Genomic DNA, 21,297 nt, shown 5'->3' on the forward strand with positions numbered 1-21,297 from the left:
GTGTCAGCACATGCGAGTTCTGTTACATCCGACTGAGGGAGGACTCTGTCCTCCGTCGGAGCCGCAGTCAAGTGATTCCGCCGAAATGACAGGGAAAACCCGCACTTCCGCAAGGGGTCAGCGAGTGGTCTTCAACTCACGCCGAAGGTCTTCCGGCAACACAACCGGCAACTTGCAGGTAAACCGCTGACACACGAACGCGGCCGCCTCCCCACCCACCAGCCCCCGCCCCTCAAGCAACGGCACCCCACTCCCAGCCAGACCACTTGCGATCGCGGTCCCCCACGGCGAATCCTTCACCGCAACCCGCAACAACCCAGCAAAGTCACCGCCGCCGACCGGGGCGACTTCGCCTTCCGGCTCGCCGTCGACGCGGCCCGCAGGGCCGCGGATGACGGCTACCTCCAGGGGGCCTGCGGCAATCGTCTCCGCCACCGCGAGAGCTCTCCCCGCGAAGCGGGGAGCTCGAGTTGCGATGGCTGCGGACATTTGCAGTGCTTGCTGGGCGGCAGCCTCGTAGCGGGCCGATCCGGTCAGGGAAGCGAGGGTGCTGAATGCTTCGGCTGCTAGGGAGACTCCAGAGGGACTGGCGTTGTCGGTTGCGTCTTGGGGGCGCCAGACCAGCGTCTCGGCATCGGCCGCCGTGTCATAGAAGATGCCGTCGGCAACAAACTGCTCAAGCACCCGGTCCAGCAGGCTTTGCGCAAGCTCCAGCCAGGCAGCTTCACCAGTCACCCCGACCAGCGTCAGACACGCCTGCGCATACGCCGCATAGTCCTCCAGCACCCCATGCGCCGACCCGACCACTCCATCGCGCGACGTCCGCCGCAGGATTCCGGACTGATCCAGATGCACGGTCCGGACCAATTCAGCCGCGGCGACCGCAGCCTCGACGTACTCCGGCTTCGCCAGTACGACGCCCGTCCGCGCAAGCGCCGTGATCGCAAGACCGTTCCACGCCGCCACCACCTTGTCATCGCGGCCGGGATACGTCCGGCCGCGTCGCGCGTCCCGTAGTACCGACTGAACCTTCTGCCAGCGAGCCAGATCATCCGGATCGCGACGCAACTGGAGCACCGAGGTGCCGTGCTCGAACGTGCCGGTGACGTCGCAGAGGTCTATCACCCAGTCGGCATCCGCACCGAGCAACTCGTGCAGCTCAGCGGGCGACCATACGTAGTACCGGCCCTCTTCGCCCTCGGTATCAGCGTCGAGCGCCGAAGCGAACCCACCCTCGGGTGTGCGCAACTCCGCGAGCAGGAAGTCAGCCGTCTCGAGAGCGATCCGCTCGGCGAGCGGCTCCTCCGTGATCGCCCACCATTGCGTATAGACGTCCAGCAGCAGCGCGTTGTCGTAGAGCATCTTCTCGAAGTGCGGGATGACCCACTGCCCGTCGACGCTGTACCGCGCGAACCCACCGGCCAGCTGGTCGTACATCCCACCCCGCGCCATCCGCTCACACGTCTGCGCGACCATCTCCAACGCCTCCGTGGAACCGGTCCGCCGATGGTTCCGCAACAGGAAGTCGACCGCCATCGACGGCGGGAACTTCGGCGCCCGCCCGAACCCCGCGTCCACCGGATCGAAGTCCACCTTCAGCAACGCGACCGCCCGCTCCAACGTCGCGTCGTCCATCACCCCTTCGGCGACCGCCCCGCGCGCCCCCAGCTGCTCGACGACCGACCGCCCCACCTTGTCGATGTCCTCCCGCTTGGTCCGCCACGCGTGGACCAACGACTCCAGTACCTGCCGGAACGACGCCATCCCATGCCGCGGCTCCGACGGAAAGTACGTCCCACAGAAGAACGGCTCCGCATCCGGCGTCAGGAACACCGACATCGGCCACCCACCCTGCCCGGTCATCGCCACCGTCGCCTGCATGTAGATCGCATCCACATCCGGCCGCTCTTCCCGATCCACCTTCACACAAACGAAGTTCTCGTTCAGATAAGCCGCCGTCGCCTCATCCTCGAACGACTCGTGCGCCATCACATGACACCAATGACAAGCCGAATACCCCACCGACAAAAACACCGGCACATCCCGCTCCCGAGCCTCCGAGAAAACCCCCTCAGCCCACTCCCGCCAATGCACAGGGTTGCCGGCGTGCTGCCGCAGATAAGGCGAAGTGGACTTGGCTAGCTCATTGGAGGCCATGCCCCCACACTAGGGAGTCCGTGAAGACGGCTCGGCAGGACCAACCGCGCTGTGGACACCATCTATGTCGCCGCCCCGAGTATCCTGAGTCCTGCACCACCGGCCCGTCGCTGACCCAGGGGAGGTACACCGTGACCGCGGATATGGTCGCTCCGGCGTGGATGCATTCCCAGATCACCGCTGAGCAGTACGACTCCTGGTCGGCCGAACAATGCGCCGGCATCGAGATCGTCGACGGGATGGTCGTAGTGACCCCGAGCGCTTCCAAGCGACACAACCGGCTGGCACGGATTCTGGCGAATGGGCTGGATCTCGCAGCCGGCCAGGACTGGAACGCCGACACGGATTTCGACGTCCGGCTCCAGGACGTCCCACTGACCAATCGGCGCCCAGACGTCGTGGTCTACCGGGCGGACACCATCGATGTCGCGCCCACCCGACCCGAGCACGTACTACTCATCGTCGAGGTGGTTTCGCCCGGATCGGAGACCACCGACCGGATCGTCAAGGCCGACCAGTACGCGAAGGCCGGTATCGCCTTCTACTGGCGTGTTGAGCAGGCAGTTACCGGCGTACCGGTGGTCTATACCTACGTACTGGACCCAGCGAGTGGCGTCTACCGCGATGGCGACGTCTGCACCGGTGTCATCAAAACCTCCCTGCCGTTCCAGCTGGAAATCGACCTCGGCGCGCTCTGATTCCACCAGCAGTACTAGATGGTCTGGGCCAGGGCTATGGAGAGGCCTATGGCTACGGCCATGATGAGGAGTTCGCCGGCTACTAGCTGCCAGAAGCGGTTGCCGGGGGTGTCCAGGTCGCCGATGGTGTGGCGGCGGTGGAACCAGCCGCCGATGATGAGGATGAGGAAGGCGACGGTTTTCACCAGGAGCAAGGCGCCGTAGGCGTCTGAGGTGAGGATGTCGGGGATCTTGCCGAAGCCGCCGCCTTTGGCTGCCAGGCGGCCGGCGGCACTGATCAGGCCGCTGAGTAGAACAGCGATCGAGGACAGTAGTGCCACCTGGCTGAAGCGTTCTAGGACTAGCGGTAGGCCGTTGCGGCTGGCTCGGCCGTAGCGGACCAGGCCTGCGAGGCCGCCTACCCAGCTGGTCGCGGCGATCACGTGGATGACCAGGGCCGCGCCCGCGAGTACGACGTATGACTCGTTGCGTGGGAAGGCGGTCAGTGCTGGTGGGACCAGGGCGGCGATCGCGACCAGTACGCCGAGTCCGGCGGCTGAGGAAGTCTCGGCGCGGCGGATGCCGACCGCCAGCGCGACGACGAGGATGCCGGTGATCAGCAGCGACTTGACCTCGGGGACGGCGAGCGCGTCGTCCAGCCGGAGACGCAACAGGTTGACCGGGGTGGCGAGCAGGATCGCCGCGGTCAGTACCGCGCCGGCGAAGGAGCAGACCGCCCAGATGATGGCGGAGTTGCTGGCGTCGCGGATCGCCCGTCGCCCTTGCATACCGAGCGGTCCGCCGTCGGTACGCAGCAACACGACTGCTGCCAACAGGGCACCGGCGCACCCGACGGTCGCCATCGTGGAGAGCAGCCTGAACAACGGCAGCAGCCATTCGACCAGCAGGCCGGGACCGCCGAGCCCGTCATCCCCGGTCTTCGGTTCGCTGCCGGCGGAGTACAGGGCGATCACCATCGCCACGGCGGCCACCGCGACGGCACTCGCGCCCCCCGCGACCAGGCGGCCGGGCATGCGGTGCCGGGCTACGCGGGTGGCGCGGGTCGTAGTCACAGAGCGTTCCCGCCCTCGGCACCATGGATGGACACGCGCACACTATAGGTGAGCTATCTAACAGATAGCTGCGCACGACACCATCTCGTGACCACTGGGAAGCAAACGGTTGCTCCACCGTGACTTTCGGCGATCGCAGACGCCGTCCGCGACCCCACCCAACCGTCAACCCGTTGCTCAAGGCATCGACTCGGGGCGCCATTCACCCCGAGTCACCGGATGCCTACTTCTTGGGTGGTTCCGAGGTTTCAGCCGCCTGCTCGGCAGCGCCAGCCGGGCTCGCCGAGTCGGCCGTGGCCGTCGGGACGTCGGACGGTGCTCGGTCGCGAGCACCGGCGTCCGGGTCGAAGTCGATCCGCTTCAGCTGCTTGCCCATGTTGCGCCACAGCAGGACGGTGGCGCCACCAAGTACCAGGACGATCAGCAGCGCGACCCAGCCGGGCCTGACCGAGTTCGGATCGATCTCGGTCATCGGCGGGCTGATGGTCAGAACTCGGGTCATCGCTGTCACCTCTCCAGTCTCTCACCGGCTGCTCCCGCCCTCAGCGCAACCCCGCGAAGAGGTCGTCTTCAGGCAGTTCGGAGTCCACCAGCGTGCGGGCCAGCTCGTAGTCCTCGGTCGGCCAGGCCTGCTGGTGAACCTCCAGCGGTACTGCGAACCACGCGCCGTCCGGGTCGATCTGGGTCGCGTGGGCGAGCAGGGCGCGATCGCGGAGCTCGAAGTACTCGGCGCACTCGACGCGGGTGGTGATCCGCTTCTCGTTCTCCGGGTCCGGCTTCCAGTCCTTCAGCCGGTCGGCGTACGGCGATTCGAGGCCGCGCGCGATCATCGCGTCGTGCAGCGCCTTCATCCGCTCGCGGTGGAAGGTGTGGTGGTAGTACAGCTTCAAGGGCTGGTACGGCGTACCGAGCTCCGGGTACGCGTCCGGGTCGCCGGCCGCCTCGAACGCCGCCACCGTGATCTGGTGGCACATCACGTGATCGGGATGCGGATAGCCGCCGTTCTCGTCGTACGTCGTCACGACCTGCGGACGGAACTCACGGATCAGCTTCACCAGCGGGGCCGCGGCGTCCTCGACCTTGAGCGACGCGAAGCAGCCCTCCGGCAGCGGCGGCAGCGGGTCGCCCTCGGGGAAGCCCGAGTCGATCCAGCCGAGCCACTCCTGCCGGACACCGAGGATCTCGCGGGCCGCGTCCATCTCCTTGCGGCGGATCTCGGTGATGTTCGCCAGTACTTCGGGCCGGTCCATCTTCGGGTTGAGGATCGAGCCGCGTTCGCCGCCGGTACAGGTCGCGACCATCACGTCGACGCCTTCGGCGACATACCGGGCGGTCGATGCGGCGCCCTTGCTGGACTCGTCGTCAGGGTGTGCGTGGACATGCAGTAGGCGAAGATCTTCAGTCACAAGACACAATGGTCCTCCAAGCCCGAGGAGAACCAGTGACCGACCCACGACCAGCCGGTACCAGCACCAGTTCGAGCACTGGTACGAGCGCCGGTACCGACGCCGGTACGAGCGCTGCGCTGGATGCCCGGTACGGGCGGACCGGTCCCAGTCGCCGGGTTCTCCTGATCGCGGGCGTGGCCGTAGTCGCCGTGATCGGGCTGGTCTGGCTGATGTGGGCCGCGTTCATTTCGTCCAACCCGCCGGTCTCGTCGCGGCTGATCGGCTTCAAGATCGAGTCTGCGACCTCGGCGTCCGCGACCATCCAGGTCGACCGGAGCAAATCGGTCGAGGCGCAGTGCCGGCTGCAGGCGAAAGCGGCCGATTTCTCGATCGTCGGCGAGGTGACCGTGACGGTTTCGCCGGACTCTCCGCGTCAGCAGACCGTCGACGCCAAAGTGACAACCCAGCGGGCCGCGACTGCCGTCGTACTGGTCGGTTGCACCACTGCTGACGCGCATCGGCCGAACTAGTCCGTATACCCGGTTTCCGGGCGGGGCAAACGATTGCCTCGCTGGCGATGGTAAGCGTTTGCCAAGTGTTTGAGAAAGCGAAGAACTGTGGGGTTCTGAGCGCTGTCTTGCTACGCTCAGTGGATTGGTCGCCGTCGACGACGGCGGCCTCAGCCTTTTTCTACGCCCCCATCCCATCGACAAAGGAGCAGCCATGACGCAGAAGATCGACGAGGACAGCGTTGTCTGGCTGACACAGGATGGTTACGACCAGCTGAAGTCCGAGCTCGAGGAGCTGAAGGGCGCCGGCCGGACCGAGATCACCCAGCGGATCAGCGACGCGCGCGACGAGGGCGACCTGAAGGAGAACGGCGGCTACCACGCCGCCAAGGACGAGCAGGGCAAGATGGAGGCCCGGATCCGGCAGCTCGAGGACATCCTGCGCCGCGCCCGCGTCGGCGAGACCCCGAAGGCCGGCGGCAAGGTCGAGCCCGGCATGAAGGTCTCGATCAAGTTCGCCGGTGACGACGACGTCGAGACGTTCCTGCTCGGCTCCCGCGAACTCCTCGCCCTGGACACCTCGGTGGACATCGACGTCTACTCGCCGCAGTCCCCCCTCGGCTCAGCCATCCTGGGCAAGAAGAAGGGCGAGAAGGCCACCTACGAGGCCCCGAACGGCAAGCCCGTCACGGTCGAGATCGTCGCGGCGGTCCCCTTCAAGGGCTGACCCACGTGTAGTGGGCTTGAACAACCACCGGCGACCTTGAACAAGTTATTTCTTGTTCAAGGTCGCCGTTTCATGTTCAAGGTCGCCAAACCTGGCGGGTCAGTGGCCGGTTGCGCGGCGGTACTTGTTGACGGCTAGTGGGGCGAAGACGGCGATGATGGCGGTGCACCAGATCAGGGAGAGCCAGACCGGGTGCTGGGCCGGGAAGCCGTCGGGGCTGGCGAACGGGCTGGGGTTGCCGAAGAGATGACGGCAGGCAGCCACGATCGACGAGATCGGGTTCCACTCGGCGACCGGTTGCAGGCCGCTGGGCAGGTTGGGCGTGGGGACGAAGGCGTTCGAGAGGAACGTCAGCGGGAAGAGCCAGATCAGACCGGCTGAGGCGGCGACTTCGGGACCGCCTACGGACAAGCCGATCAAGGCGCCCACCCAGAGCATGGCGAAGGCGAACAGCAGCAGGATCGCGAACGCGGCAAAGGCATTGCCGATGCCGTTGTGCCAGCGCCAGCCGACGATGAAGCCGCAGATCACCATGATCAGCATCACGAACGCGTTGAAGATGACGTCCCCGATCACCCGCCCGGCGATCACCCCCGAACGCGCCATCGGCAGCGACCGGAACCGGTCGATCAACCCCTTCGACATGTCGTCGGCCAGCCCGACGCTGGCCGAGGCGACCGCGAACGCCATCGTCTGCGCGAAGATCCCGGACATCAGGAACTCGCGGTACGCCCGTGCCCCCGGGAAGCCCGGGATCGGGATCGCGTTGCCGAAGACGTACGCGAACAGCAGCACGAACATGATCGGCTGGATGGTGGCGTAGATCAGCATGTCCGGTGTCCGCGGAATCCGCTTCAGACTCCGCCAGGCCAGGATGCCCGCGTCCGACACCGCGCGAGCGAGCGGGCTCACCTTCACCGGAGTACCGGTCGTGCTCATGCCTTCACCTTCTTCGGGTCGGTACTACCGACCGCCTCGTCCGCGGCCTGGCTGTCCTCTTCGGTCGCGTGCCCGGTCAGGCTGAGGAACACGTCGTCGAGCGTCGGCCGGCGCAGCCCGATGTCGGCGATCCGGATCCCGGCGCCGTCGAGCGTGCGGATCACCGCGACCAGCGCCTCCGAACCACCCGGCGCCGGCATCGTCAGCCGCTTGCTGTGCTTGTCGAGTGTGGTCGACTCCGGATCGGTGACCTCCAGCGCCGCCATCAGCAACTCGAGCGCCCGGTAAGTCTCGTCCGGCTCGTGCACGACGACCTCGATCCGCTCGCCACCCACCTTCGCCTTCAGCTCGTCCGCGGTGCCACGCGCGATCACCGAGCCGTGGTCGACCACCGCGATGCTGTCAGCCAGTTCGTCGGCCTCTTCCAGGTACTGCGTGGTCAGCAGGATTGTCACCCCTTCGCTGACCCGGTCGCGGATGATCTTCCACAGGTCGAGCCGGCTGCGCGGGTCGAGCCCGGTCGTCGGCTCGTCCAGGAACAGCACCTTGGGATGGGCGATCAGCGAGCCCGCGAGGTCGAGCCGCCGGCGCATGCCGCCGGAGTACGTCTTCAGGATCCGGTCGGCCGCGTCGGTCAGGTCGAAGGTCTCGAGCAGCTCGTCGGCTCGTTGCTTGGCCTGCCGGCTGTTCAGGCGGTACAGGCGGCCGAACATCCACAGGTTCTCCCGGCCGGTGAGCAGCTCGTCAACAGCGGCGTACTGTCCCGACAGCCCGACCAAACTGCGGACGGTGTCGGCCTCCTTCACCACGTCATGGCCGAGCACCCGCGCACTGCCCGCGTCCGGCGGCATCAGCGTGGTGAGCACCCGGACGGCCGTCGTCTTGCCCGCGCCATTCGGCCCGAGCAGGCCGAGCACGGTGCCTTCGGGGACCTCCAGATCGATGCCGTCGAGCGCCTTGACCGTGTTCTTGCGGGACTTGAACGTCTTCACGAGGCCGCTCGCCTCGATTGCAGCCATCGCAGCCGCTCCTTCCAGAATGTGATGCAGGTCATCCTGTCGGAGCACACCGACAAATTTCGAGAGGTTTACCGCCCGACTTCCGCCGCCTCTGGATCGCGGACCTGCTGAGCCAGCTCGGCAGCCGCCTCGGCATGATCGCCGCTCCCCTGCTCGCCTTGGCCGCGTCCGGTGCCTGCCAGCGCTCGTCGCTGCGGACCTCGGGCGGGCGGTCGCGGACCCCCGCCACACACCAACTCGCCGATCGGCGGCGAACGTGATGCCCGCTGAGCCTGCAAGCGCTCGGAGCGCGGAGGTTGATGTGTGGTGGCGGTCCGGGTGCAGCGGTTAGTCGGAGGTGATCTGGGCGCTGCCGACGAGGACCTCTACGTCTAGGGCGGCTCGGCCTCGGCCTATTTCTACGTCTTTGGATTGGCCGGAGACGGCGCCGGTCCAGGAGACGCGGCCTAGCTGGGCCTCGGTGTGGACTCGGACGTCGGAGCCTCGGCGGAGGGTGACGTTGGCGGAGCCGGACTCGACGCGGACGCGGGAGCGGCCCTTGGTGATCTGGGCGTCGAGGGTGGCGGTACCGGCCTGGACGAGCAGGTCGATCGGGCCGTCGACGTCGGTCACCTTGGCGGTACCAGCGGTGACGCGGACCCGGGACAGGCCGGGGAGGCGCTCGGCGTGAACGCTGCCGCCGGTCACCTCGATCTCCACCTGGAGCATCGGGTTGACCCGGATGGACAGCTCCTTGGCGAAGCCGTTCACGTGCGACTTGAGATCGGTCGGGTTGCGCAACATGCTCAGCCCGTCGATCGAGACGCCCATGTCGCCTTCGCTGTTGATCGCCAGGGTGTCGCCGTCGCGCTTGATCACATGCGGGCCGTCCACGGCGACCCCGGTCACCGCAGGCTCCCCGATCAACCGCACCCGGCGGCCGATCGCCCGGATGGTCACCCGCCGCACACCCGAAGGCACCACCAGATCGCTGTGGAGGGTCTCCTCCTCAACCACCGGCTCAGCGGTAGGCGCATGCACCGGCTCGGCAGCCGCCGCAGGCTCGGCGGCTGGCGCGGGCGCGGCGGGCGCGGCGGCAGGCTCGGGCTCGACAGCGGGAGCAGGCTCCGGTACTACGGCAGCGTCGTCCACCACACTCCCCTGGCCCTCGGAGGCAGCAGCCGCGTGCTTCGGAGAGCCGTTGGGGGCGGGAGTGTCGACGACCTCGGCCCAGACGGACGGCGAAGGCGAGTCATCCGCAGCCGCCGCGTCGGCCGGTGCCGGTGAACCAGCAGGAGCCGAGTCAGCTGAGCCCGCGAAACTCCGGTCAGCGGGAGCCGAGTCGCTGGGCGCCGAGTCGGCGGAGGCCGCTGAGTCAGCGGGAGCTGTCGAGGTGGGGGCTGTGGAGTTGGTGGCTGTGGAGTTGGTGGGGAGGGCAGCGATCAGGGTCGCGGCTTCTTCGGTGGTGAGGTGGCCGGCGGCGACTCGGTCGAGGATGGTTCGGACCCGTCGGTCGTAGTCGCTCTGATTGCTCTGATCGCTCATGTACCCCAGTCCAGCACCCGGAAGGTCCGAAACCAATCGGGGAAGGCCCCCAACTCCCCCCGGGCTCGGGGGTGAGCGGACCGCCAGCCCATCAAACCACCGGGTTCGCCGCGAGGCCCAGGCGTGTCGGCGCCGGGGCATGGGGTGATTGATGGGGTGGCGGTCCTGGCCGCAACCCGAGGTGCGGGCCCCGGCGGAGTAGCCCGGGACCCGCACCGTTCATATGTGTTTCAGGCGGCCGGAGTCATTTCCTCGTCCGCCAGTTCTTTCTGTACTGCCTCCAGCTCAGCGACCTCCGCCGCCTCGGCCGCCCGCCGCGCCGCCAGCCCACGCAGCCCCGCGAACCCGACCAGCGCGCCCAGCACGGTGATCCCGATGATCACGACCAGAGCCGGCTTGTACGCCGAGAGCATCCCGCTCGGCGCCGTGATGCCGTGCGACTGGCTGCCGATCACCGCGGTGGTGATGGCCAGCACGATCGCGCCGCCGACCTGCGCCGAGGTGTTGAACAGACCCGACGCGAGCCCCTGCTCGTTGTCGTCGACCCCGTTCGTCGCCTGCATGTTGGCCGCCGGGAAGCTGATCGCGAAGCCCAGGCCGATCAGCACCATCGTCGGCAGCACCGTCGACAGGTAGTCCGACGTCGGCCCGATCCGCAGGAACAGCGCGTACCCGGCCACGAACAGCACCATCCCGGTCGCGAGCATCCGCTCGGTACCGATCCGGTCGGCCACCTTGCCGGCGTTCGGCGAGAGGAAGGCGACGATCAGGCCGGCCGGCAGGAAGCCGAGCGCGGTCTGCAGCGACGACCAGCCGAGCAGGTTCTGCAGGTACAGCGTGCCGATGAACTGGAAGGACACGTAGGCCCCGAACACCGTCATGATCGCCAGGTTCGCCCGCCGCAGGTTGCCCAGCCGGAAGATGCCGAGCCGGACCAGCGGGTGCTTGGTCTTCAGCTCGATCAGCACGAAGGCAGCGAGCAGGACCGCAGCGAGAACGAAGAGCCCGATGGTGCGGAAGGAGGCCCAGCCGGCCCCTTCGGCGCCGACGACGGCGAAGACCAGCGACAGCATGCCGGCCGTGACGGTGACGGCACCCGGTACGTCGTACCCGCCGGCGCTCTCGTCCCGCGGGCTGTTCGGGATCAGCTTGAGCGCGAACAGCAGCACGATCAGCGCGACCGGGCCGGGCATCAGGAAGGTCCAGCGCCAGCCGACCTCGGTCAGCAGGCCACCGAGGATCAGGCCCATCGAGAAGCCGCTGGCGGCGCAGGTGGTGAAGACACTGAGGGCGCGGTTGCGATCCGGGCCCTCGTGGAAGGTGGTGGTGATGATCGAGAGCGCGGCCGGCGCGGTGAACGCGGCGGCGATGCCCTTCACGAACCGCGCGGCGATGAGCAGTTCGGGGTTGGTGGCCAGTGAGCTCAGCATCGAGACCACGGCGAAGACGGCGAGCGCGATCAGGAAGACGCGGCGACGGCCGAGCAGGTCGGCCGTGCGGCCACCGAGCAGCAGGAACCCCCCGTACCCGAGAACGTAGCCGGTGACGACCCACTGCAGGGACGACAGCGAGACGCCGAGGTCGGCGCCGATGGACGGCAGCGACATACCGACCATGGACACGTCCAGGCCGTCGAGGAAGATCACGCCGCAGACCACGAGGAGGGCGCCCCAGAGGCGCGCGTCCCAGGTCAGGCGAGCCGGAGATGTGGTGTGCGTTGTTGTTTGTGTCACGAGAAGAGAGCATTGCATGCACTTGCATCTAATGTCTACTCATTAATTGCGCTTGCATTGAATGCAGTTGCATGATAACGTCACCTCCATGACCGAGACGAAGGTCAGCGCTGAGACTGGTGAAGTCAGCGCCGATGTCCGCATCTGGCGCGAGCTGTTGGCTCGACACGCCGATATCGGCTGTGCGCTCGATCGCGAGCTGCAGCAGCACGGGCTGGGCATGAGTGAGTACGAGGTGCTCGAGCGGCTGGCTGAGCTGCCCGAGCAGTCCGCGAAGGTCCAGACGATCGCCAAGTCGGTCCACCTGAGCCAGAGCGCGCTGTCCCGCGTGATCGGCCGGCTGGAGACCGCCGGCCTGGTCGAGCGGCTGATGTGCCACGAGGACCGCCGCGCGGTCAACGTAAAGCTCACGGACGAAGGCCTGCTCCGGCAGACCGAGGCAGCTCCAACGCACCGCCGAGTGCTGGCCGAGCGCCTGCACTCGCCGCTGCTCAAGTCGTGCGAGCCCCTCTAACTACTCCCGCAGCGTCATTCCCGTAGGGCGCCCTCCAACATCCCCGCGATGAAGTGGCGTTGCAGGAACGCGTAGACGAGTACCACCGGTGTGCCCACGATGACCGCGCCGGCCGCGAGCAGCGTGAACCCGGACGTGTACTGCCCGGAGAAGAACGCCAGCCCCAACGGCGCGGTCCGCAGCGACTCGCTCGTCACCATCACCAGCGGGATCAGGAACTCGTTCCACGTCCACATGAACACGAGCACGATCAACGTCACCAACGCCGGACGCGCGGGCGGCACCAGTACCAGCCACAGCGTCCGCCAATGCCCCGCACCGTCCAGCCGGGCAGCCTCCACCAGCGACCGGCTCGACGACCGGAAGTACGCCCGCATCCAAAAGGTGCCAAAGGCAACCGATTGCGCGACCTGCGGCAACGCGACGGCCCAGAACGTGTCGGTCAACCCGAGCGAGCGCAGATCGAAGTACAAGGGAACGACGATCGCCTCGGTCGGCATCATGATGCCGAGCAGGAACAGGTAGAACAGCACCCCGGCGCCGCGGAACCGCATCGTCCCGAAGGCATAGCCGCTCAGGATTGAGAACAGCACGCTCACCAGAACCACGAAGACCGAGACGAGCACGCTGGTCCGCAGGTAGCTGCCGAAGTGCCCGATCTCCCAGGCCTTCCCGAAGTTGCCGAACCCACTGGACCCACCGCCGCCGTCGTCCGGCCCCAGAGCAGACACCACGATCGTCACGATCGGCCCGAGCGCGAACAACCCGAAGACCGTCAAGAGCAGGTAGTTGCCCACCCGCTCGGCCAGCGGCGCCCTCACGAGGTACTCCGATCCGCCAGCCGATTGACCCCCAGCGTGATCACGAAGATCAGTATCGTCAGACAGACCCCGATCGCCGCCGCCGAGCCGACCTGCCCGAGCTCGAAGGCCCGGTGATACACCTCATACGACGGAACGCTGGTCGAGTTCCCCGGTCCCCCACTCGTCGTCACGTAGACGAGGTCGAAGGTCCGCAGCGCCGCGATCACCGTCAACGTCACCGCGACCGCGATCTCACCCCGTACCGCCGGCAGCACCACCGCGAAGAACTCAGCCACCGCACCGGCCCCGTCGAGCCGCGCGGCCTCATACCGCTCAGCCGGAATCCGCGCCATCCCCGCCAGCAACAACACGGTGACCAGCCCGGTCTCGAACCACGTCCCGATCACCCCGACGGCCGGCAACGCAAACGTGTAGTCCCCCAGCCATCCCCGAGCAACCGAGTCGAGCCCAAGGAACCGCAGTACGTCGTTCAGCGGCCCGTCAGGCGCATAGATGTGCCGCCACGACACCGCGACGACCACCATCGCGATCACCTGTGGCAGGAACACGACGGTCCGGAAGAACCCCATGCCGCGAACACGAGCCCGCTGCAGCACCGACGCCAGCGCCAGCCCGATCAGCACCGGAAGTACCGAGTAGAAGACGATCAGCACCAGCGCATGCCCGAAGGCCGCGCGCAGCCCGCCGTCCGCGATCACGTCCGCATAGTTGCTCAGGCCAACGAACTTCCCGAGCGTGATCCCGTCCCACTCGAACAGCGACAGATGCACGGCCCGCCCGAGCGGATAGAGCAGAAACGCCGCATAGACCAAAAAAGCAGGCAGGATGTAGAGATAGCCGATCTTGCGCGGCTCGCCGGGAGGTGAACTCACTTTCCGGCGAACTTGCTGTAGTCGGCCTCGATCTTGTCGACGAACTGCGCCGGGGTCGCCTTCTTCGCCAGCAGGTCCTGGAGGGCGGCGCCGAGGGTGTCGTACATCGTCGGCGTCGCGTAGTCGAGGTACGGGACCAGGCCCTCCTTGCCGACGGCCGTCCCGAAGGCGTTGAAGATGTCGGCCGCGAGACCGGCAGGCGCCTGCTGGGCCGAGGTGTCCGCGATCGGCAAGTTGCCGGTAGTGGTGAGGACCTTCATCGCATCCGGGCTGGTGATGAAGTTGATGTACGCCGCGGCCGCGTCCGGGTTCTTCGCCTTGTTGGTGACGGCGAACGGCAGCCCCGTACCACCGGTCACGACCGGCTTCTCGTCGGCCGTCGCGCCCGGCGGGAGCATGAAGCCGACCTTGTCGCCCAGCGCCTTCTGCAGATCGGCTTGCAACCAGGTACCGGCGATCAGGAAGACGCCCTTGCCCTTGCCGAAGTCCTGCCAGGCCGGGTCGTACCCCTGCCCGTTGAAGCCCTGGTTGAAGTACCCCTTGTCCACCCAGGACACCAAGGTCTCAGCGGCCTTCGTGTTCTCCGTCGTCTTCCACGACGCTCCCGCCCGTCCGAAGGCGAGCGTGGTGATCTGCTCGGCCGGCACGTTCTTGTCCTGCACCGTGCCGAAGACGTGGATAGCCGGCCACTTGTCCAGGTTGCCGAACTGCATCGGCAGCTCGCCGGCCGCCTTCGCCTTGCCCAGCGCGTTCTCGAAGTCGCCCCAGGTCTTCGGCGGCTCGAGCCCGAGCGCGGCGAGCTTGGTCTTGTTGTAGTAGATGCCGACGACCTCGCCGACCTGCGGCATCCCGTAGAGGTTGCCCTCGCCGAAGGTCTTGCCGTCCGCCGAGTACCGCGAGTACTGCAGCACCGAAGCCGGGTACCGGCTCTTCCAGTTGTACGCGTCCGCCCACTTGTCCAGCGGCACCAACTGCCCGGCCTTGACGAACTCCCCCATGTCCGAGCGCCCGTTGTTCGCCTGTACTACGTCCGGCGCATCATTGCCGGACAAGGCGAGCCGCAGTGTCGTCTTGAGATCGTCGAAGGACCGCGAGACCCGCTTGAGCTTGATGTTCGGGTACTTCGCCTGGAACTGCTTGTTGAGCTCGGCCATCTGCGCCGCCTGCCCGCCACGGACCTCCTGGTCCCAGACGGTCAGGGACACATCGCCCAGCGCGCCCGCGTCGGTCTTCACCGAGCTCGGCGCGCTCGCACCGCCACTCGGGTTGTCGGCGCCCGGAGTACAGGCTGCCGTGAGCAACAAAACCGCTGCTGTAGCCAGTGCGACGACCTTCACGGGGAGCTCCTTCTAGTTCAAGGTGTACGTGTATCCGTTGGTGCTCAGGCTCGCCAGTACCCGTGAGCGGTGGTCCTCACCCCGGGTCTCGAGCTGCAACGCGACCTCGACCTCGTCCAGGTTCAGCGTTTCCGAGATGCGCTCGTGCAGCACCTCGATGATGTTGGCCTCCACCTCGGCGAGCCGGCCGAGAAGGGTCGCCAGCCCGCCAGGGGTGTCGGGAATGCGGACTCGCAGGGACAAGTACCGGCCTGCCGCGGCCATGCCGTGACGGATCACTCGCATCAGCAGCAGTGGGTCGATGTTGCCGCCGGACAGGACGACGACGACCGGCGGCTTGAACCGCTTCGGGTTGTCCAGTACTGCGGCGACGGCGGCCGCACCGGCGGGCTCGACGACCAGCTTGGCGCGTTCGAGCACCAGCAGGAGTGCCTTCGACAACGAGTTCTCATCGGCGGTCAGTACGTCGCCCACGTACTTCTGGATCGCGCCGAACGGGACGGTACCGGGCAGCCCGACGGCGATCCCGTCCGCCATGGTCGCCATCTTCTCGAGCTGCACCGGCATACCGGCTTCGAGCGAGGCCGGGTACGCCGCGGCGCCCTTCGCCTGGACGCCGACGACCTCGATCGGCATCCCGTCACGTTGCATCGCGAGCGCGATCCCGGCGATCAGGCCGCCGCCACCGGTCGGTACGACGACGGTCCGGACCTGCGGGCACTGCTCGACGATCTCCAGCCCGGTGGTCGCCTGGCCGGCGACGATGTCGCGGTGGTCGAACGGGTGGATCAGGATCGCGCCGGTCTCCGCCTCGAACGCCCGCGCCGCGATCAGGCAGTCGTCGATCGACGTACCGACGAAGCGGATCTCGGCGCCGTACGCCCGGGTGGCCTTCTCCTTGGGGATCGGCGCGCCGTGCGGCATGAACACCGTCGCCTTGATGCCGAGCAACTGGGCCGCGAGCGCGACGCCCTGCGCGTGGTTGCCCGCGCTGGCCGCGACGACTCCGAGGGCCCGCTCCTTCTTCGACAGCCGAGCCATCCGGACGTACGCGCCGCGCAGCTTGAACGAGCCGGTCCGCTGCAGGTTCTCGCACTTGAGGAAGACGTCGCCGCCGACCAGGTCGCTCAACCACCGCGAGTACTCCAGCGGGGTCGGCGCCACCACGTCGTGCAGCAGATCCGCTGCCCTGGCAATCTCAGCCGCAGTGATGCTCACCTTGTCCACACTAAGTGCGACAGAGCGTTGTGGGTGCTTATTTACCCGGCTGAGCCGCGTCTTGTAATTGTTTCAGGCGGGCGATCAGGCCGGAGCGGACCGGGCGGTCGAGTTCGTCCTCCCAGGGTGGGACGCCACGGGTGCCGCGGCGGAAGGCGTAGTACGCGAGGGCGTCGCTGAGCGCGCGCTCGCGGAGGTAGGACATCGCCATCGTCCCGTTGCGGTCGCCGCCGGGCAGTGGGCCGAACGAGGCGTTGGCCACGAAGATGCCGAAGCCCTGGAAGACCGAGAGCAGATCGGTCAGCGACTCGTGATCGGGCCGGTCGGACGTGATCCGGCCTTCGCCGATCAGCAGCTCGTGACCGATCTCGTGGGCGAAGTTCGCGACCAGCACCGACGGCTCGCCGAGCAGCCGTCTGCTGGTGAAGACGGTGTTGCGGTTCCGGCCCGGCACCCACAAGCCGAACCGGAGCCTGGTGGCGCCGGTCAATTGCCGCTGCGCCTTGGTGTGGATCACCGCCGGGTCGATGTCGTCCAGGTCGAAGCGCAGCACCAGCCGGCCACGCGGTACCCCCATCCGCTCCCGGACCTTCTCGAACAACTTCCGGGCCGCCGCCTCCGAGCCGTCGTACCCGGCGGGGATGAAGGCTGACGGCCGGACGATCGGACGGTTGAACACGTCCGATCCGAACTGCTCGATCAGCCACTCCATCGAGTCCTGGATCCACTGCTCCTGACCACCGGGCAGCTCTTCCAGCGGCACTCTCAGCTGCTCCAGCAAGGCCAGCTGATCCTTGATCCGGCGCATCCGCGCTCTGAAAGCTTTGAACATCCTTGTCAGACGCACGCCGTGCCCGATCGGTTGCAGCCAGCTACGGCCGACCGTAAATCAGTGGGTTGTTCACCACCCGCCAGCTACGCTGCGGCCGGTGACAGGAGGTGCTGTGAGAGTCACGGCCGTAGTGGTGCATCCGGACGACGAATCCCTGCTGGTGCTGCCGTCCGGGCTTCCCGAAGTATCGGTTGCCGATGAGTTCTGGTTCTTCGATGTCGAGGCCCCGGTCCGGGCGTTGCGCGAACAACTGGGGATCGAGGCGTGCGTTCTGACCTGTCTCGACAGCCAGCCGGGCGCGACGTCCTATCTGATGCTGAGCATCGGAGCGCTTCCTCCCGACGCTCGATTCGTCCCGGCCTTCGACCACCCTTTGGTCGAGGCGGCGCGCGAACACCTTGCCTTACCCGCTGACGCTCCCGTGACGCCGGCCTGGACCAGACCCGGCTGGTACGCCGAGGCGCTGCCGTGGATCGACGAGCGGCTCGCGGCGGCGGGCACCCCGCGGACCGGCGTACCGGATCAGGTGCGGTCGTGGGGGTTGTCGAACGTGCTGCGCTGCCCGACCAGCAAGGGCGACGTGTACTTCAAGGCGCTGGCCCATTCGAGTACGGTTCGGCCGGCTCGGGCCGATGCGTTGCCGCTGCTGTTCGCGCATGAGCCACTGCTGCTCCAGAAACTGTCCGAGGCCCGGCCCGGCGAAGTACCGGCGCCGTTGGCGATCGACCAGGAGCGGGCCTGGATGCTGCTGCCCGATCTCGGTCCGGCACTGGCTGCCGAGACCGACGTCTCCTTGTGGATGGACTCGTTGCGGGGCCACGCGCGGCTGCAGCGCGGCTTCGCGGATGAGCCGGAGCGGTTGCTGTCGTTCAGCTGTGTCGATCGCCGGCTGACCGTGCTGGAACGCGAGCTCGACCGGCTCTTCGGGCCGAACCCGGCGACCGAGCAGCTGGAGCCGGCCGAGCGCGCGAAGCTTCCGCGCCGCGCCGATCAGTTGCGTGAGGCAATCAACGAGCTGGCGGCGATCGGGATCCCGGAGACGCTCCTGCACGGCGATCTGCATCCGCGCAATCTCGCCGTCCGCGAGGGCACCGTGCTCGCCTTCGACTGGACCGACGCGGCGGTGGCGCACCCGTTCCTCGACCTGGTCACCTTCGTCGAGAAGCGGTCGCCGATCTCTACCGATCCCCGCGTGAAGGACGCCTACCTGGCCGAGTGGGAGGCGTACGCGTCGCCGGCCGCACTTCGCCGCGCACTCGAGCTGGCAGAAGAGCTGGGCGCGCTCCACCAGGTGATGACGTCGCTGCATCTGTCCGACCACGTGTCGAGGCTGACCGCCGAGTCCATGGTCCGTGGTGCCACCTTCTGGCTGCGCAGACTGGTTACTTGAGCAGCAGTTTCCCGAGGCGGCGGGAGGCAACGTACATACCGGCTGTTCCCATCACCGCGAGGTACAACGCGTTGATGAGCAGGGTCCAGCTGACCGCGCCTGTCGTGAGGGCGCGTTCCAGTGCGACACCTTGGTACAGCGGGGTGATCTCGACGAGCCAGCGGATGTAGCCCGGGTAGGTCTCGACCGGGTAGAAGGTCGCCGAGAACAGGAACATCGGCATCGTCGCCAACTGGACGAACTCGAAGTCCTGCCAGCTCCGCATAAAGGTCGTCAGCGCCATCCCAGCACCGGCGAACGCATAACCGAGCAGCACCGCCACCGGCAGCGCGAGCAACGCCCACCACGATTGGATCAGCCCGAGCACGAGCATCACCAGGATGAACATCGCCGAGTAGCAGGCGCCCCGCAGCAACGCCCAGGTCACCTCGCCGGTCGCGACATCCCACGGTCGCAGCGGCGTCGCGAGCATCGAGTCGTACAGCCGCGCGTACTTCATCCGGAAGAAGATGTTGTACGTCGAATCGAAGATCGCACCGTTCATCGCCGAACTCGCCAGCATGGCCGGCGCGACGAACGCGGCGTACCCGATCTTGGTGCCGTCGGCGAGGGTGAAGTCGCCGACCAGCTGGGCGACGCCGATGCCGATCGAGAGCAGGTAGAAGACCGGCTCGAAGAAGCCGGAGACGAAGACGATCCAGGATCGCCGGTAGACAAGGAAGTTCCGCTCGACCAGCGTGCGGCCGTTACCGGGCTTGATCGGCAGCGGGATGACTCGGGCGGTCAAGGTGGCCATCAGCTGATCAACCTCCGGGTCAGGGCGCGCACGGCGAGCCAGGTGCCGACGACGAACCACGCCGAGAGGTAGGCGAGGTTGCCGAGCGCTGGCAGCAGCTCGACCGTGCCGAGGCTGAGGTCACGCGACAGCTCGACGCCGTGCCACAGCGGACTCAGGTACGCGAGCCACTCGATCCAGTTCGGCAGCTGGGAGACCGGGAAGAACGCACCCGAGAACAAGAACGCCGGGATGACCCCGAATCGGAAGACCATCGCGAAGCCCGAGTCGTTGTCGAGCGTCGCCGCGTACGCGCAAACCGGCGCCGAGACCGCCAGCCCGACAAGTAGCGCGACCGGCAGCCCGAGCACACCCCAGGCCGTCTTCAATCCACCGAAGGCGGCGATGACGGCGACGAACACCGCGCACGTCGTGACCACCCGGAAGGCGATGAACGCCAACTGCCCGTACATCACATCGGCAGGCCGGAGTGGCGTCGAGATCATCGAGAAGTACGTCTTGTGCCATTTGATCCCACCCATTACCGGGTAGGTCGACTCAGCCACGGCGATCTGCAACGCGGTCGCGGCGAGCAGACCGGGTGCGATGAACTGCAGGTAGCTGACCCCGCCGAGTGCCCCCGTCCCGTTGTCGTCGACGAACGAGCCGAGCCCGATCCCCATCGCGGCCAGGTAGAGCAGCGGCAGCAGGAAGCTGCTGACCAGGCTGCCCTTCCAGGTGCGTTTGTAGACCGTCAGCCAGTAGTCGAACTGGCGACGGCCGTTCTCCACCGCGAGCACGGCCATGTCAGTCGACCAACGTCCGGCCGGTGAGCCGCAGGAACACGTCCTCCAGCGTCGACCTGCGCACCAGCACCGCAGCCGGCTGCAACCCGCGCTCATGCACGGCCGCGACCGCACGCTCCCCGTCATCGGTGTAGAGCAACAACCGATCAGGCAGTACTTCGATCCGCTGCGCGAGGTCCTCCACCTTGCCGGCCAGCGCGTCGTGATCCGCGATCATCACCTCGGGCCCGAACCGGAGCTCGGTCACCTCGCGAGTCGAGTAGTCCCGGATCAACTCGGCCGGCGACCCCTCAGCCGCGATCTTGCCCGCGTCCATCACGACCAGCCGGTCGCACAGCTGCTCAGCCTCGTCCATGTAGTGGGTGGTGATGATGAGCGTGACACCGTCCTGCTTGAGCCGGAACAGCTTGTCCCAGAGCAGATGGCGCGCCTGCGGGTCGAGCCCTGTCGTCGGCTCGTCGAGCAGCAGCAGGTCGGGCTTGCTCACCAGCGAGCGGGCGATCGTCAGCCGCCGCTTCATCCCGCCCGACAGTTCGTCGACCTTGACCTTGGCCTTCTCGGTCAGCGCCACGAACTCGAGCAATTCGTCGGCCCGCTCCCGGCACTCGGCCCGGCTCAATCCGAAGTACCGGCCGTAGACCGTCAGGTTCTCGTGGACGGAGAGCTCGACGTCGAGGGTGTCGTCCTGTGGGCAGACGCCCAGCCGGGCCCGGATCGCCGGTCCGTCCGTGCCCGGATCCATCCCGAGGATGCGCAGCTCACCGCCACTGACCGGAGAGACCGCGCCGATCATCCGCATCGTCGACGACTTGCCCGCCCCGTTCGGCCCGAGGAAGCCGAAGGCCTCCCCTTTCCACACGTCCAGGTCGATCCCCGCGACGGCCTCGAAGTCCGCATACGACTTCCGCAACCCCCGCGCCCGCACCAACGACTCCCGCTGTTCCTCCACCCCACGACCCTAAACCGGCCCGCCGACAATCCTC

At 67.2% G+C, this 21,297-nt stretch carries 21 protein-coding genes; 5 read left to right on the plus strand and 16 right to left on the minus strand.

Going from position 1 to position 21,297, the window contains the following annotated elements; genetic code table 11:
• Positions 1-117 precede the first annotated feature (117 nt).
• On the minus strand, positions 118-2,157 hold the full coding sequence (locus OHA70_RS02950) for a thioredoxin domain-containing protein (RefSeq protein ID WP_328328213.1): 2,040 nt from the start codon (positions 2,155-2,157) through the stop codon (positions 118-120).
• 131 nt (positions 2,158-2,288) lie between these two features.
• Between OHA70_RS02950 and OHA70_RS02955 the strand changes: the two genes are divergently transcribed.
• Positions 2,289-2,855: a Uma2 family endonuclease gene (locus OHA70_RS02955; RefSeq protein WP_328328215.1), complete on the plus strand. Its 567-nt coding sequence runs from the start codon at positions 2,289-2,291 to the stop codon at positions 2,853-2,855.
• Positions 2,856-2,869: 14 nt separating this feature from the next.
• On the opposite strand, the gene OHA70_RS02960 is transcribed toward OHA70_RS02955, so the two are convergent.
• From OHA70_RS02960 to mca, 3 genes are all read right to left on the minus strand, one after another.
• Entirely contained in the window at positions 2,870-3,907 is a 1,038-nt protein-coding gene (locus tag OHA70_RS02960) for a copper resistance D family protein (protein ID WP_328328217.1), read from the minus strand.
• Between the two features lie 223 nt (positions 3,908-4,130).
• A complete protein-coding gene (locus OHA70_RS02965; RefSeq protein WP_328328219.1) occupies positions 4,131-4,409 on the minus strand; it encodes a hypothetical protein in 279 nt (92 codons plus the stop codon).
• Positions 4,410-4,449: 40 nt separating this feature from the next.
• On the minus strand, positions 4,450-5,313 hold the full coding sequence (gene mca, locus OHA70_RS02970) for a mycothiol conjugate amidase Mca (protein WP_328328221.1): 864 nt from the start codon (positions 5,311-5,313) through the stop codon (positions 4,450-4,452).
• 35 nt (positions 5,314-5,348) lie between these two features.
• On the opposite strand from mca, the gene OHA70_RS02975 reads away from it, so the two are divergent.
• Positions 5,349-5,825: a DUF4307 domain-containing protein gene (locus tag OHA70_RS02975; protein ID WP_328328223.1), complete on the plus strand. Its 477-nt coding sequence runs from the start codon at positions 5,349-5,351 to the stop codon at positions 5,823-5,825.
• A gap of 193 nt (positions 5,826-6,018) precedes the next feature.
• A complete protein-coding gene (gene greA / locus OHA70_RS02980; protein WP_328328224.1) occupies positions 6,019-6,531 on the plus strand; it encodes a transcription elongation factor GreA in 513 nt (170 codons plus the stop codon).
• 99 nt (positions 6,532-6,630) lie between these two features.
• Here the strand turns inward: greA and OHA70_RS02985 are convergent, their stop codons facing one another.
• The 4 genes from OHA70_RS02985 to OHA70_RS03000 all read right to left on the minus strand — a co-directional run bounded on the left by OHA70_RS02985 (position 6,631) and on the right by OHA70_RS03000 (position 11,746).
• Entirely contained in the window at positions 6,631-7,470 is an 840-nt protein-coding gene (locus tag OHA70_RS02985) for an ABC transporter permease (RefSeq protein WP_328328226.1), read from the minus strand.
• Positions 7,467-8,489: an ATP-binding cassette domain-containing protein gene (locus OHA70_RS02990; RefSeq protein WP_328328228.1), complete on the minus strand. Its 1,023-nt coding sequence runs from the start codon at positions 8,487-8,489 to the stop codon at positions 7,467-7,469. Before OHA70_RS02990 ends, OHA70_RS02985 begins: the two co-directional genes overlap by 4 nt.
• A 327-nt stretch (positions 8,490-8,816) precedes the next feature.
• Positions 8,817-10,013, minus strand: a complete 1,197-nt coding sequence (locus tag OHA70_RS02995; RefSeq protein ID WP_328328230.1) for a hypothetical protein — start codon at positions 10,011-10,013, stop codon at positions 8,817-8,819.
• Between the two features lie 230 nt (positions 10,014-10,243).
• Entirely contained in the window at positions 10,244-11,746 is a 1,503-nt protein-coding gene (locus OHA70_RS03000; RefSeq protein ID WP_328328232.1) for an MFS transporter, read from the minus strand.
• Between the two features lie 88 nt (positions 11,747-11,834).
• Here OHA70_RS03000 and OHA70_RS03005 point away from each other — a divergent pair, with 88 nt between their 5' ends.
• Positions 11,835-12,260 (plus strand): MarR family winged helix-turn-helix transcriptional regulator, encoded by a 426-nt coding sequence (locus tag OHA70_RS03005; RefSeq protein ID WP_328328234.1) that lies wholly within the window; start codon positions 11,835-11,837, stop codon positions 12,258-12,260.
• Between the two features lie 14 nt (positions 12,261-12,274).
• Here the strand turns inward: OHA70_RS03005 and OHA70_RS03010 are convergent, their stop codons facing one another.
• The 5 genes from OHA70_RS03010 to OHA70_RS03030 are packed head-to-tail and all read right to left on the minus strand — an operon-like array spanning position 12,275 to position 17,343.
• Positions 12,275-13,081, minus strand: a complete 807-nt coding sequence (locus OHA70_RS03010; protein ID WP_328328236.1) for a carbohydrate ABC transporter permease — start codon at positions 13,079-13,081, stop codon at positions 12,275-12,277.
• Positions 13,078-13,956 (minus strand): carbohydrate ABC transporter permease, encoded by an 879-nt coding sequence (locus OHA70_RS03015; RefSeq protein ID WP_328328238.1) that lies wholly within the window; start codon positions 13,954-13,956, stop codon positions 13,078-13,080. Before OHA70_RS03015 ends, OHA70_RS03010 begins: the two co-directional genes overlap by 4 nt.
• On the minus strand, positions 13,953-15,293 hold the full coding sequence (locus tag OHA70_RS03020; protein ID WP_328328240.1) for an extracellular solute-binding protein: 1,341 nt from the start codon (positions 15,291-15,293) through the stop codon (positions 13,953-13,955). Before OHA70_RS03020 ends, OHA70_RS03015 begins: the two co-directional genes overlap by 4 nt.
• A 12-nt stretch (positions 15,294-15,305) precedes the next feature.
• Positions 15,306-16,511 (minus strand): threonine ammonia-lyase, encoded by a 1,206-nt coding sequence (ilvA, locus tag OHA70_RS03025; RefSeq protein WP_328328242.1) that lies wholly within the window; start codon positions 16,509-16,511, stop codon positions 15,306-15,308.
• A 37-nt stretch (positions 16,512-16,548) separates the two neighbouring features.
• Positions 16,549-17,343: a hypothetical protein gene (locus tag OHA70_RS03030; RefSeq protein WP_328328244.1), complete on the minus strand. Its 795-nt coding sequence runs from the start codon at positions 17,341-17,343 to the stop codon at positions 16,549-16,551.
• Positions 17,344-17,455: 112 nt separating this feature from the next.
• Between OHA70_RS03030 and OHA70_RS03035 the strand changes: the two genes are divergently transcribed.
• The gene (locus OHA70_RS03035; protein WP_328328246.1) at positions 17,456-18,733 is read left to right on the plus strand and encodes an aminoglycoside phosphotransferase family protein; all 1,278 of its coding nucleotides are present in this window, start codon (positions 17,456-17,458) and stop codon (positions 18,731-18,733) included.
• Here OHA70_RS03035 and OHA70_RS03040 read toward each other — a convergent pair.
• The 3 genes from OHA70_RS03040 to OHA70_RS03050 are packed head-to-tail and all read right to left on the minus strand — an operon-like array spanning position 18,726 to position 21,263.
• Positions 18,726-19,529, minus strand: a complete 804-nt coding sequence (locus OHA70_RS03040) for an ABC transporter permease (protein WP_328328248.1) — start codon at positions 19,527-19,529, stop codon at positions 18,726-18,728. The two genes, OHA70_RS03035 and OHA70_RS03040, sit on opposite strands and share 8 nt — an antisense overlap.
• Positions 19,529-20,314 carry an ABC transporter permease gene (locus OHA70_RS03045; RefSeq protein ID WP_328328250.1) on the minus strand — a complete coding sequence of 262 codons (786 nt, stop codon included), beginning with the start codon at positions 20,312-20,314 and terminating at the stop codon, positions 19,529-19,531. The genes OHA70_RS03040 and OHA70_RS03045 overlap by 1 nt, the downstream gene beginning before the upstream one ends.
• A gap of 1 nt (position 20,315) precedes the next feature.
• Positions 20,316-21,263 (minus strand): ABC transporter ATP-binding protein, encoded by a 948-nt coding sequence (locus tag OHA70_RS03050; RefSeq protein WP_328328252.1) that lies wholly within the window; start codon positions 21,261-21,263, stop codon positions 20,316-20,318.
• Positions 21,264-21,297 lie beyond the last annotated feature (34 nt).

Origin of the sequence: Kribbella sp. NBC_00382 (assembly GCF_036067295.1) — a bacterium.
In the GTDB taxonomy this organism is placed as follows: Bacteria; Actinomycetota; Actinomycetes; order Propionibacteriales; family Kribbellaceae; genus Kribbella.

Coding starts and splice junctions, on each gene's coding strand:
- OHA70_RS02950 (WP_328328213.1), bottom strand. CDS start 2,157: ATGGCCTCCAATGAGCTAGCCAAGTCCACTTCGCCTTATCTGCGGCAG.
- OHA70_RS02965 (WP_328328219.1), bottom strand. CDS start 4,409: ATGACCCGAGTTCTGACCATCAGCCCGCCGATGACCGAGATCGATCCG.
- greA (WP_328328224.1), top strand. CDS start 6,019: ATGACGCAGAAGATCGACGAGGACAGCGTTGTCTGGCTGACACAGGAT.
- OHA70_RS02985 (WP_328328226.1), bottom strand. CDS start 7,470: ATGAGCACGACCGGTACTCCGGTGAAGGTGAGCCCGCTCGCTCGCGCG.
- OHA70_RS02990 (WP_328328228.1), bottom strand. CDS start 8,489: ATGGCTGCAATCGAGGCGAGCGGCCTCGTGAAGACGTTCAAGTCCCGC.
- OHA70_RS02995 (WP_328328230.1), bottom strand. CDS start 10,013: ATGAGCGATCAGAGCAATCAGAGCGACTACGACCGACGGGTCCGAACC.
- OHA70_RS03005 (WP_328328234.1), top strand. CDS start 11,835: ATGACCGAGACGAAGGTCAGCGCTGAGACTGGTGAAGTCAGCGCCGAT.
- OHA70_RS03030 (WP_328328244.1), bottom strand. CDS start 17,343: ATGTTCAAAGCTTTCAGAGCGCGGATGCGCCGGATCAAGGATCAGCTG.
- OHA70_RS03040 (WP_328328248.1), bottom strand. CDS start 19,529: ATGGCCACCTTGACCGCCCGAGTCATCCCGCTGCCGATCAAGCCCGGT.
- OHA70_RS03045 (WP_328328250.1), bottom strand. CDS start 20,314: ATGGCCGTGCTCGCGGTGGAGAACGGCCGTCGCCAGTTCGACTACTGG.